The following is an 11972-nucleotide window of genomic DNA, read 5'->3' as shown; positions in this document are numbered from 1 at the left end:
CTTGCTCGCCATGAGGACCCCCCGACGGTCGACCGCCGCCTCGCTCGTCGCTGCATGCCTCCTTCTGGCGGGCTGCGCCACCCCCAGCGCCTCCTCGCCGTCACCCACCCCCACCCCGTGGTCGGCGCAGGCGTGTCGTGCGGTGGCGACCGAGGTGGGAGCCGCCCTGCAGCGACTGGTCGACCCGTACAACATCGCGGCCCCGTCCGTCCTCCTGCCCTCGGCGCGGCCCTTCGAATCCGAGGGCACGACCGACGTCACCGCCGCACTGGACGCCGCCGCCCGCGCCATCTCCGAACACGGCTGCCCGGCCGCGGACGTCCAGACGGAGGTCGGCCGGGCCCTGGGCGCGGTCGAGGCGCGGGGCCCCGTCGGTGAAGCCGTCCGGGACAGGGTGCTCGCCGGCATCGAGGGCCGGATCGCCGGTGGTTCCGCCGAGCGCACGGTCACCCCGGGCGACGACCTGGCCGAGGCGCTGGCCGAGGCGCCCGCGGGAGCGACCCTCCTCCTGGAGGCGGGGGAGTACCGGCTGTCGTCCGCACTGGTCCTGCTGGACGCCGTGACCATCCGTGGCGCCGGTCGGGACGCCACGGTCCTGGCCTCCAGCGCCCATCAGGCGTCGATCCTCGTCGTCGCCGACAAGCCCGTCCGCATCGCGGACCTGGCACTGGCCCGGGATCCGGGATCCCTCGGCTCCGGCATCGTGGCCGGCGGGGAGGCGTCCCTCGTGCTGGACGGCGTCAGGCTCACCGGGGCGCGGCGCGGCCAGGATCAGGGCGGTGCGGGTGTCCTGCTGGCGGACGCCGGGGCCCGGGCAGCGGGGCGCGGCACCACCCTCCAGGCGGACGCCGTGGAGTTCCGCGACAACGACTGGGCGGGGCTGGCGGTGACGGGGGCACACCGCGTCAGCGTGCTGGACGCCACCTTCGCCGGGAACGGTCAGTGCGGGGTGTGCTTCTTCGACTCCGCATCCGGATCCATCCGCGACTCGACGTTCACCGACAACCTCGTCGGCCTGGCCATCACGGGCGGTGCCACCCCCCAGGTGGCGAGCAGCACCGTCACCGGGGGAGAGGTCGGGTTGCAGGCGGACGGGGACGCCGCCGCCACCGTGGACGGGCTCCGGATCGAGCGCGCGACGCGCGCGGCGGTCATCGTCACGGGCGCTGCGACGGGGGCCATCGCGCGCACCACCTGCGACTCCGTCCCCTTCGGCATCGTCGTCGGTGACAAGGCGGCGCCCACCCTGACCGACAACACCTGCACCCTCGTCCGCGGCACCTGACGGGTTGGGCCGGATACGGCGCCCGGAGGCGGGCCTTCTTCCCGACGGGCCTCCCACGCCTCACACCATGACGCACGATGGGTTCATCGGTGTGGTTCAATCAGCGGGTCGGCAACCTTGGATCTCGACAGTGAAGAGAGGTGTCCATGAGCGGAACCGCGGCGTCCACAAAGGTGTGGCGACGGATCGGCGTCCACGCGCGAGAGGCTCTGTTGCGTTCGTTGAACCCCGTGGAGTTGCGCACCATCCTGGCCGACGTGGCCCGTACCCGGGCCGCCGACCAGACCGCTGCCGACCTCATCAAGCGGTGGCGCGAGGACCGGCTCCTCATGCCGAGCCTGCTCGATCCGCGCGAGTACCTCCCGGTGACCTCGGCGCTGTGGGAGTCCGTACCCGCGGAGTTCATCGGGGTCACCCTCAGCCAGCTCACGTCGCTGGGTACGGGCATCAACCTCGGTGGGCGGGGCCAGAACCGCGTCGTGACGACCATGCGCGGCTCGGAGGTCCTCGCGGATCCCGCCCACGGGTTGGCGCTCGAGGCGTCCCGCCGTCGTCGCAACGGACACTCTCGCGTCCACCTCGCCACACACGCCCGCTGCACCCACGCCTGGGACCAGAGTGAGGAGTCCTCGCACGAGCTGCGCTTCTCGCTGGTCTCCAGCTCTCCGGACGGCGGCGGCCTGAGCACCGAGGCCGACCTCCTGGACCTGCACCTGGACTACTGGCGCGAGGTGATCGGGAAGCTGGTTCCGAGGGGCCGCATCGAGCTGACCGTCTGGGACAGCACCTTGGCCGGCCTCGTCGACTCCCGCGGTACGCGCGACGGCATCATCGTGGTCGAGGGGTCCTCGGACGAGCGTCGTCCGTGGCGGAACCCCTACACCACGGCCGCGTTCCGGCTCATCGTCGACGGCGAGGAGCCCACCGAACTCGGCGACGGCGGCTTCGTCACCTGGACCCAGTCGCTCACCCGGAACCGCAAGGACCGCTGCCTGGTCTCGGGCATCAGCGTGGACGCGTTGGTTCCGCACACCTGGCGCGACGAGCACGCCGAGTAGGCGTCCGAGGGGTGGCTCGGGGCTTCCCTGCCCGACCGCCCTCCGTCACGCTGGGCCTGCCGACCCCCACGAAGGAGTGCCCATGTCCCGGCAACACGACCGTGTCGACCCCGAATCGCTGGTCAACCTGAAGGCGTTCTTGGCGGCCCTCCCCGGTGGCTTCAACGCCATCCCCGACATCGTCGCCCGCCGCGCGGCGTCCGCCCACCTCAGCGCCGCCACACGCGAGGCGGCCGGCGGGCCGGACCCGTCGGTCTCCCGGGAGGATCGCAGCGTGCCGGGGCACGACGGTGATCCCGAGGTGGACGTCCGGATCTACCGTCCGGTGGACGCCGAGGCCGGCTCGCTCCTGCCCGGCATCTTCTTCATCCACGGGGGCGGCATGATCATGGGCGACCTCGACGGTGAGGACGCCATGGCCGCGCGGTACGCCCGTGAGGTGGGCGCCGTTGTCGTGTCCGCGGGCTACCGCAAGGCCCCCGAGCACCCGCACCCGGCCCAGTCGCGTGACTGCTGGGCGGGTCTGACCTGGATGTCCGCGCACGCCGAGGAACTCGGCTACGACCCCGACCGGTTGGTCATCGTCGGCGGTTCGGCGGGCGGGAACCTCACGCTGGCGACCGCGCTGCGCGCGCGCGACGAGGGCGGTCCGGCGTTCCGGCTGATCCTGGCCGCCTACCCGATGCTCGACCCCTCGAACACCACGCCCGCGAGCCGGGCCGTCACCGAGGTGGGCATCTGGGATCGCGCCGGCAACATCGAGGCCTGGGAGTGGTTCCTGGCCGGCGCCGAGCCCGACAAGTACGCCTCCCCCCTGCTCGAGACCGACTGGAGCGGCCTGGCGCCGGTCTTCATCGACGTCGGCACCGAGGACATGTTCCGCGACGAGGACATCGCGCTGGTCGCCGCGTTGGCCCAGCAGGGCAACCCCGTCGAGTTCCACCTCTACCCGGGCGCGTACCACGCCTCCGAGGTGATCGCCCCGGAGGCCCAGCTGTCCCAGCGCATCATCGCGAACCGACTGGACGCCGTCCGGCGCGCGGTCGCCGGCTGAACAGCTCTTCGCCTACGCGGCCAGCCAGGCCGCGTAGGCGTCGAAGTCGTAGGGACGGCCGAGGAACTCCTCGACGAGGTCGGCGGCGTCCTTGGTGCCGCCCTGCGCCAACACGATGTCGCGGTAGCGGGTCGCGGCCCGGGCATCGAACAGGTCGTCGGGGTCGAAGGCCGAGAACATGTCCTTCGCGATGACCAGCGACCACATGTACGTGTAGTAGCCGGAGCTGTAGCCGTCCAGGTGTCCGAAGGAGGTGGGCATGCACGTGCCCTCGACGTAGGGGAACATCGAGTACTGCTCCTGGAGTTCCCTGGTCCGGGCGACGAGGTCAGCGGGGTTCTCGAGGTGGAGCCGATACGACAGGGCCGCGTAGAACATCTGGGTCCGGGCGAAGAAGCCCTTGCCGAAGTCGTCCGCGGCACGCATGCGGTCGACCAGGTCCGCAGGGATGGCCTCCCCGTCCGCGTTCGTCGCGAACGACCCGAGGACGTCGGCGTCCCAGGCCCACTCCTCCAGCATCTGGCTGGGGGCCTCGACGAAGTCCCACTCGGTGGCGACCCCCGAGAACTCCGCCCAGTGCTGGTGGCCGCCCACGAGGTGGTGCACGAGGTGACCGAACTCGTGGAACAACGTCACCACGTCGCTGTGCTCCATCAAGCCCGTCGGGAGGTTGCACACGAGCGTGCCCTCGGGCAGCTGGCGGCCGGCGACGCCGTTCATCAGCGTGAACTGGGCGGCATGCTTGAACTTGCCCTCGCGGGGGTGCAGGTCGAGGTAGATCCGGCCCTGCGGGGCGCCGTCCGACGTGCGCGTGACGTCGTAAGCAGTCACGGACTCGTGCCACACCGGCACGTCCACGGGCGTGTAGGTCAGCCCGAACAGTCGTCCGGTCACCGCCAGCAGGCCGGCACGGACCTTGCCGAACTCGAAGTACGTCCGGACGCGCTGGGCGTCCACGTCGAGCTGTTCCTTGCGGTGGAGTTCGGCGTAGTGGGCGGTGTCCCACGACTGGACGCGCTGGGCGTCGGGCCGGTCCTGGCGCAGGCGCTCCAGCAGGACGGCGACGTCGCGCCGCGCCGGCTCCAGGGCGGCGTCCGCGATCTTGTCGATGAACGCGCCGATCGCGTCACCCGACTTGATCATCTTCACCTCGGCGTCGAAGTCGGGGAACGAGGCGTACCCCAGCAGCGTCGCGAGCTCCGCCCGCAGGGCGAAGATCTCGTGCAGGACGTCGACGTTGTCGGGGTAGCCGATCGTCAGGGACGCCACCAGGAGATCGCGGCGGGCCCTCTCGTCGTGCGCGAAGGTGCGGAACGGGACGGCATCGGGGTAATCCGTGGTGATCGTGACGAGGCCGTCGTCGCCGACGGGGTGGGCATCGATCCAGTCCTGGGGGAGGCCGGCGAGTTGGTCGGGGGTGACCTTGATCGAGCGCGTGCCCTCGCGGATCGTCCGTGCGAAGGACTGGCCGAGCACCGTCAGCCGGTCGCGGATCTCCTTGATGCGCGCACGGGTCGGTTCGTCGGCGGCCACGCCCGAACGGCGGAAGGCCCTGAGGGTCTTCACGAGCAGCCGGGAGGCCTGCTCGTCGAGCCCCGCCGGGTCGAGGGCGGCGAAGACCGCGTAGAGCTCGGTGTCCAGGCCGATCTCGGTGGACAGCTTGCGGGCCTCCAGCGCAGCGCGCTCGGCGGCGGCCCGGACCTCGGCGTCCGGATGGACCTCGCTGAACAACTCCGCCGGTGCGGTGGTGCCCAGGGCGATGTCGATCCCGTTCCAGGCCTCCAGGGTCGCGAGTGCCGTGCTGGGCGGATTCGACTTGAGCGCTTCGACACGCGCGCGGGCGTCCGTCAGGGCGGCCTCGGAGGTGGAGACGACCCACGGGAGGTAGGCGTCTGCGGGGGGCAGGGACAGCGGCGTGGGTTCGGGCATGCGGGCCAGCCTAGCCAGCCCCTGATGCATTTCCGGGTGGAGAAACCCCAAGAATTCTCGGGGTTCCTCCACCCGGAAATGCATCAGGGGGGCCCCCTATCCCGTGATGTCGAAGGCGGCCATCCGCTGCTTGTCGCGCTGGGTGCCGGACTCCTGCAGCGCGAGGAGCTCGGCGTAGATGCCGTCCGTGGTGGCGAGCTGCGCCGGGGTGCCGACCTCGTCGATGCGTCCGTCGCGCAGGGTGATGATGCGGTCGACCGTGCTGATGGTGGACAGGCGGTGGGCGATGATGATGCTCGTCCGGTGGGCCATGAGCTCCTCGAGACCGGCCTGCACCAGGCGCTCGGAGCGCGAGTCGAGGGCCGAGGTCGCTTCGTCGAGCACGAGCAGGGGGGCGTCCTTGAGCATGGCGCGGGCGACGGCGATGCGCTGCTTCTGACCGCCGGACAGCTTCACCCCGCGCTCGCCGATCATCGTGTCGAAGCCGTCCGCGAGACGCGCGATGAACTCGTACGCGTTGGCGCGCCGTGCGGCCTGCTCGAGTTCGGCGTCGGTCGCGCCCGGACGGCCGTAGGCGAGGTTCTCGCGGACGGACCCGGAGAACAGCGATGCGTCCTGGAACACGACACCGATCTGCGCGCGCACCTGCGCCAGCGGAGCCGTCGCCGTGTCCGTGCCCTCGATGGAGATCGCGCCCGAGTCGGGGCGGTAGAGGCCCAGCAGCAGGTTCACCAGGGTCGTCTTGCCGCCGCCGGACTCACTCACCAGCGCCACGCGCTCGCCACGCGCGACCTCGAACGTGATGTCGTGCAACACCTCCGCGTCGGAGTCGTAGCCGAAGCTGACGTGCTCGAACGCGATCATGGCGGCGTCCGGCACGACCGGCCAAGCCCCGTAGGGCCGGCTGTCGGCACCGGAACCGCCGGCCGGCGTCGAGGTCGTCAGCGAGAGGTCGGGCGAGCGGACGGGACCCACGGCGGCCATGGGTTCGGGGATCTCGTCCATGACCTCGAAGTAGCTCTTCGAGCCCGCGATGGCGTGCTGCGAGGAGTCCACGAGGAAGCTCATCATGGTGACCGGCGTCCGCGCCATCGCCACCAGCTGGATCAGCAGGACCATGTCGCCCAGGCTGAACGCGCCAGCGGCGGTCTGGGCGAAGATGATCAGGTAGATGCCGAAGAAGATGACGTTGAGGGAGCCGCGACGGGCGACGTCCATGCGGTGCCACCAGGACGACTGGATCCGCGTCGTCGCGACGGCGCGGCGGTAGTGGTCGTCGAAGGTGTCCAGTTCGGAACGCTCGCGCACGAAGCTCTTGGTGACCTTGATCTGCCCGATGACCTCGGCGAACCGGCCGCCCGCGGAGTCCAGCTCGGCGTTCTTCTCCCCCTCGAGCGCCTGCCAGCGCCGCGACGTGAGCGCCGTCAACCACGTGAACAGCGGGTAGATCACCAGCAGGAGCAACGCCAGCGGCCACGAGTAGAAGAGGGAGATGCCGAGCACCGCGAAGACCGTGATGAGCGTGGGGAAGAAGTTGTTGCTGAACATCTGCACGAACTGGGTCACCTCGGTGATCGAGCGGTGCAGCTTGTTGATGACCGTACCGGTGAGCTCGCCGTCGAAGTAGCGCTGGGGGAGCGACAGCAGCTTGGCGTAGTACCGCGAGCCGAGGATCGCGCGGAGCCGCATCGACATCGTGTCGCCGAGGTAGCCGCCGACATTGCTCAGGACGGTGTTCAGGAGCTCCGCCACCAGGAGCGCAACGGTCAGGACGACGAGCGCGGTGAGCCCGCCTCCGCCGCCATTGATCTGCGCGACGACCTCGTCGGTCGCGCGGGCGATGATGAACGGGGTGGCCAGCGCTGTGGCGGCCACGAAGACCGAGGTGGCGATGATGCCGGCGTACCACGGCCAGAGTTCACGGGCGGCGGTCAGCACGCGCAGGAGGGTGCGCACGGCGATCCTTTCGTCGGGTCGGAAGGGATTATATGCCCTGGGGGGTATCAGCGGTGCCGCTGGAGCAGGTGCCGCAGGTGCGCCCGGACGGCGGGCCATTGCGCATCGGTCAGCGAGTACTGTGCGGTGTCGGTGACCGTCCCGTCGCGCAGGACGCGGTCGTTGCGGATACGTCCCTCGAACTCGGCGCCGAGGCGCTCGATCGCGGTGCGGGACGGCTGGTTGAACCACGTGGCCCGGAAGGCCACGCGACGGCACCCCCACGCCTCGAAGGCCTGCTCGAGCATCAGGAGCTTGGCCTCGGTGTTGATGCCCGTGCGCCGTGCGGACGCCGCGTACCAGGTCGAGCCGATCTCCACCGCGGGGACGGCCGGCAGCGGGTTCAGGAAGGTCGTCACGCCGACCACCTCGCCGTCGCCGAAGCGGCGGGCCACGAAGGACAGCCGCCGCCCCGCCGCCGCGTCCGCGAGTTTGGCGGCGATGTCGCTCTCCACCTCGTGGGGTGAGGGTGCGCTGGTGTACCAGAGCTCCCAGACGCGGCCGTCGAGCGTGGCGGCGCGCAGTGCGTCGGCGTGGGACGTGTCGAGGGGTTCGAGGCGGACGTGCGCCCCGTCCAGTGTGATCGGGTCGAGGAGGGCCACGTGCCGTCACACTACGCCGTCACACTACGCCGTCACACCACGCCGTCACACACCGCTGGGCGACGGTGCGGGCCACCCTGCCCGTCGCCGGAGGTGCCCGAATGGGGTTTGTCGGCGGAATGGGGGAGAATGTGCCTTCTCCAGAAAGGTCCTCCCATGCTGCAGCGCACCCATGCGGCCGACGTCGGCCAGCGCATCCTGACGTTCTCCCTTCCCCTCGAGTGGGCCGGTCGGGCCAGCGTGGTCGGCAACTTCAACGACTGGACGCCGGGCGCGCTCCCGTTCGCGGCGGTCGGGGATGGGGCCGAGGCGTCCGTCAGCCTCCCCGACGACTACACCGCGGTGTTCCGCTACCTGGGCGAAGGTGGCCACTGGTTCGACGAGCCGGAGGCAGACCACATCGACGGCGGTGGCAGCGTTGTGTGGGGCTTGGAGCGGGACGAGGTCGCGTTCGCCGTGGCGGTGCCCGAGCCGAGGGAGGCGGCCTGGGTCGCGACGCCCGCGGGGCAGGTCGACGCCGAGGCGTCCGACCCCCGACCACCGTCCCCGGCGGAGCGCTCCGTGGCGGTCGCCGAGAAGAAGCGCAGGAAGATGGCCGAGCGGGCCGAGAAGGCCGCCGAGAAGGCGCGCCGGAAGGCCAGCGACCTGGCAGCGAAGGTGGCCAAGGCGGGCGACAAGCAGCGCAAGGCGGCCGCACGCATGGCGAAGGAGGCCGAGCGCCGCGCCCAGAAGGACGCGGAGCGCCGCTCGGCGAAGAAGGCCAAGAAGAAGTGATGCGGTGATGCGGGCCTCCGCGCGGCTGTGGTGGGGCGCCATCGCGGTCGTGCTGCTGGCCATGAACCTGCGTCCCGGCGCGACCTCGGTGGGCCCGGTGCTGGCGGAGGTCCGCGGGGGCCTCGGCATGGACGCGGCCACGGCGGGCCTGCTGACCGCGGCCCCGGGTCTGGCCTTCGCCGTGTTCGGCGTGTTCGCCGTCTCGATGGGGCTGCGCCTGGGCCTGGCTGGGGTGCTGTTCCTCTCCGCGGTCGGCGCGGCGGTCGGGCTGCTCGGACGGACGTTCACCTCGTCCGTCCCGCTGTTCTTCCTGCTGACGTTGGTCGCCTTCGCGGGCATGGCGATCGGGAACGTGCTCATCCCGGCCTACATCAAGAGCCACTACCCCAACCGCACCTCGGGGCTCATGGCTGCCTACACCGTGAGCCTCTCGATCGGCGCCACGTCGGCCAGCCTGCTCTCCGCCCCCCTCTCGGACGTCGCGCCCGGCGGGTGGCGGTCCGCGCTGGGGGTGTGGGGGCTGTTCGCCCTGCTGGCCGCAGTCCCGTGGGCGGTGGTCGCGGCGTCCGAGCGCAGGCGGCGCCTGGAGTCCCTGGAGTTGACGAAGCGCCCCTCGGGGTCGGTGTTCGGCGTCGTCGGGTCGCGGCGCGCCGTGGCGTTGGGCGTCTTCTTCGGCATGCAGTCGATGCAGGCGTACGTCCAGTTCGGCTGGTTGGCCCAGATGCTGCGGGACGGTGGGCTGTCCGCGGCCCATGCCGGGGCGATGGCTTCGCTGCTCGCGGCGTTCGGCATCCCCGGCGGCTTCATCATGCCGCTCGTCGTCGCGCGTGTGCGCGATCCGCGCTGGGTGGTGGTGGTGCTCGGCCTGCTCCTGGGGGCGGGCTGGCTGGGCGTCTGGCTCGCGCCGACCGTGGTGCCGTGGGTGTGGGCGACCCTGCTGGGGATCTCGGGCTTCGCGTTCCCCATGGCGTTGGCGCTCATGACGGCGCGGACGCGGTCCCCGCACGTGACGGCCCAGCTGTCCGGGTTCGCCCAATCGGTCGGCTACCTCTTCTCGGCGGCTGGCCCGCTGCTGGTCGGCGTCCTGTTCCAGGTGACCGGCGGTTGGCGGGTCCCGCTGTGGTTCCTGCTGGGCAGCGTCGTGGTGTTCGTGGTCTCCGGCCTCGTCGCGTCGCGGCCCGGCTTCGTCGACGACGACCTCGTGGGGTCCCGTGCGTGAGGACGCCGTGGGTCGCGTCCTGCTGGCCGTCGCCCAGGTGCCGGCCGGACGGGTGGCGTCCTACGGGGACATCGGAGCGCTGACCGGGATAGGGCCGCGCCAGGTGGGCTCGATCATGCGCGAGCACGGGGACTCCGTGCCGTGGTGGCGCATCGTGTCGCACGACGGCGTGCTCGTGCCCCTGGAGAAGGCGCGCCCCCGCTGGGCGGCCGAGGGCATCGACGTGCGCCCGGACGGGCGCGGGTGCCGGATGGGGCGGTTCCGAGCCGACCTGGCCCAACTCGCGGACGACTACCGCATGGCCGTTCTCGACGTCGGGGGCAACATCACGGAAATTGGTTGATACTTCAACCACGGTGCCCGTATGCTGGTGGGAACCCAACGAGCGAAGGAACCACCCATGAGCGAGCGCCAGCCCGTCTTCTTCCTCAGCCACGGCGCCCCGCCGCTGGCCGACGACGCCACGTGGACGCGTCAGCTCCACGCGTGGTCCGCCCGGGTCGAGAAGCCCCGCAACGTCCTGATGGTGTCCGCGCACTGGGAGAACCAGCCGATCACCGTCTCCTCCACGCGCCCCGGGACGCCCTTGGTCTACGACTTCTGGGGCTTCCCCCAGAAGTACTACGAGGTCACCTACGACGCGCCCGTCGCTCCCGAGCTCGCGCAGCGGGTCGCCGGGCTCGCCGGCTCCGACGTCTACCAGGACCAGGGTCGGGGCCTCGACCATGGTGCCTACGTGCCGATGGTCGAGTTGTTCCCCGAGGCCGACGTGCCCGTCGTGCAGATGTCCCTGCCGACGCTCGACCCGCAGGGGCTCTACGAGCTCGGCAAGCGTCTCGCGCCGCTGCGCGACGAGGGCACCCTGATCATCGGCTCGGGATTCACCACCCACAACCTGCGGTGGTTCAAACCGCGCGAGGGCGCGGACGTCACCCCGCCGGCGCCGTCGTCCGAGTTCGACCACTGGGCAGCCGAGGCGCTCGCGCGCCGCGACATCGACGCGATCCTGAACTTCGAGACCCAGGCCCCCGCCGCGCACGAGGCGCACCCGCGCACCGAGCACTGGGCGCCCCTCTACGTGGCGCTGGGCGCCGCCGAGGCGACCGGACACGAGAACGAGGTGTCCGTGGACGGCTTCTGGTTCGGCCTGTCCAAGCGGTCCTGGCAGTTCGACTGATCAACCCACGGGGTGGGTGGTCTCCGGCCCGGGGTCGGCGCCGCCCGTGGCGGCGTCCTCATCCCACAGTGAGCGCGACTCGGCCAGTGAGTCGAGGATGAGGGCTCGCGCCTCGCTGCGGGCCCGGTCGGGGTCGCCCCTCTGGATGGCACGCATCACCGCCATGTGGCGCTCCAGGGCTTCGGGGGAGGGGTGCACCTTCGCCAGGCCGTGCTCGGCGCGGCCCTGCAGGAGCGCCGCGATGATGGGGCCGTACTGGGTGTACATCGGGTTGCCCGACGCTTCCAGGACCGTCCCGTGGAACGTGATGTCCAACGCGAGAAAGCCCTCGGTGTCGCCGCGGTGGGCGGCCGCCCAGAGTTGGGCGCCGGTGGACAGGACGCGTTCGATGTCGTCCGCGTCGTGGCGGTGGGCTGCAAGCGCGGCCGCCTCGGGCTCGAAGCCGACGCGGAGTTCGGCCAGTTCCCGCAGCTGCCTCAGGCGGTCCGGCGACCCCAGTCGCCACTGGATCACCGACGGGTCGAACAGGTTCCATGCGGCCAGGGGCTGGGTGGTCGTCCCCACGCCCCGCTTCGCGGCGACCAGTCCCATCGAGGACATCACCCGCAGGGCCTCGCGGACGACCGAGCGCGAGACGCCGTGGCGTTCGCACAACTCGTCCGCCGAGATCACGGTGCCGGGCGGCATCTCGCCGGAGCAGATCGAGGTGCCCAGGAAGTGGATCAGCGTGGCGTGACGATCGCCTGTCGCCCGTCGCCCCGTTGCTGAACTGACCATGTGCAGACACTATCGACACTTCATCTGAACATGTGCCCCGCATCGAGGCTTGCAAGTCTGACTTTCGTGCTTAGATGGTGCACCGAGGCGGACCAAGGGCGT

11 protein-coding genes are annotated in these 11972 nt (G+C 71.1%); 7 read left to right on the top strand and 4 right to left on the bottom strand.

Going from position 1 to position 11972, the window contains the following annotated elements:
• The first annotated feature begins 10 nt into the window (after window positions 1-10).
• The 3 genes from AC5YDA_RS12400 to AC5YDA_RS12390 all read left to right on the top strand — a co-directional run bounded on the left by AC5YDA_RS12400 (window position 11) and on the right by AC5YDA_RS12390 (window position 3397).
• A complete protein-coding gene (locus AC5YDA_RS12400) occupies window positions 11-1285 on the top strand; it encodes a right-handed parallel beta-helix repeat-containing protein (RefSeq protein WP_496189301.1) in 1275 nt (424 codons plus the stop codon).
• 146 nt (window positions 1286-1431) lie between these two features.
• A complete protein-coding gene (locus AC5YDA_RS12395) occupies window positions 1432-2343 on the top strand; it encodes a hypothetical protein (protein ID WP_496189302.1) in 912 nt (303 codons plus the stop codon).
• Window positions 2344-2425: 82 nt separating this feature from the next.
• A complete protein-coding gene (locus AC5YDA_RS12390; RefSeq protein ID WP_496189303.1) occupies window positions 2426-3397 on the top strand; it encodes an alpha/beta hydrolase in 972 nt (323 codons plus the stop codon).
• A gap of 12 nt (window positions 3398-3409) precedes the next feature.
• Here the strand turns inward: AC5YDA_RS12390 and AC5YDA_RS12385 are convergent, their stop codons facing one another.
• The 3 genes from AC5YDA_RS12385 to AC5YDA_RS12375 form a co-directional block, all read right to left on the bottom strand.
• The gene (locus AC5YDA_RS12385) at window positions 3410-5326 is read right to left on the bottom strand and encodes a M3 family metallopeptidase (protein ID WP_496189304.1); all 1917 of its coding nucleotides are present in this window, start codon (window positions 5324-5326) and stop codon (window positions 3410-3412) included.
• Window positions 5327-5422: 96 nt separating this feature from the next.
• Complete coding sequence (locus AC5YDA_RS12380) at window positions 5423-7282, bottom strand: ABC transporter ATP-binding protein (RefSeq protein WP_496189305.1); 1860 nt, start codon at window positions 7280-7282, stop codon at window positions 5423-5425.
• Window positions 7283-7329: 47 nt separating this feature from the next.
• Window positions 7330-7923: a GNAT family N-acetyltransferase gene (locus tag AC5YDA_RS12375; RefSeq protein WP_496189306.1), complete on the bottom strand. Its 594-nt coding sequence runs from the start codon at window positions 7921-7923 to the stop codon at window positions 7330-7332.
• A gap of 156 nt (window positions 7924-8079) precedes the next feature.
• Here AC5YDA_RS12375 and AC5YDA_RS12370 point away from each other — a divergent pair, with 156 nt between their 5' ends.
• Genes AC5YDA_RS12370 through AC5YDA_RS12355 form a run of 4 tightly spaced genes read left to right on the top strand, consistent with a single transcriptional unit; the run spans window position 8080 to window position 11093 of the window.
• Window positions 8080-8697 carry a hypothetical protein gene (locus AC5YDA_RS12370; protein ID WP_496189307.1) on the top strand — a complete coding sequence of 206 codons (618 nt, stop codon included), beginning with the start codon at window positions 8080-8082 and terminating at the stop codon, window positions 8695-8697.
• A gap of 7 nt (window positions 8698-8704) precedes the next feature.
• Complete coding sequence (locus tag AC5YDA_RS12365) at window positions 8705-9916, top strand: MFS transporter (protein WP_496189429.1); 1212 nt, start codon at window positions 8705-8707, stop codon at window positions 9914-9916.
• Window positions 9909-10259 (top strand): MGMT family protein, encoded by a 351-nt coding sequence (locus tag AC5YDA_RS12360; RefSeq protein ID WP_496189308.1) that lies wholly within the window; start codon window positions 9909-9911, stop codon window positions 10257-10259. The genes AC5YDA_RS12365 and AC5YDA_RS12360 overlap by 8 nt, the downstream gene beginning before the upstream one ends.
• A 57-nt stretch (window positions 10260-10316) precedes the next feature.
• Window positions 10317-11093: a dioxygenase family protein gene (locus tag AC5YDA_RS12355; protein ID WP_496189309.1), complete on the top strand. Its 777-nt coding sequence runs from the start codon at window positions 10317-10319 to the stop codon at window positions 11091-11093.
• On the opposite strand, the gene AC5YDA_RS12350 is transcribed toward AC5YDA_RS12355, so the two are convergent.
• Entirely contained in the window at window positions 11094-11870 is a 777-nt protein-coding gene (locus tag AC5YDA_RS12350) for a FadR/GntR family transcriptional regulator (RefSeq protein ID WP_496189310.1), read from the bottom strand.
• Window positions 11871-11972: the final 102 nt, after the last annotated feature.

The sequence above is a fragment of the Propioniciclava sp. LT294 genome (assembly GCF_059516005.1).
The sequence above is the reverse complement of the archived record's forward strand: the minus strand, read 5'-3'. Positions and strand labels throughout refer to the sequence as shown.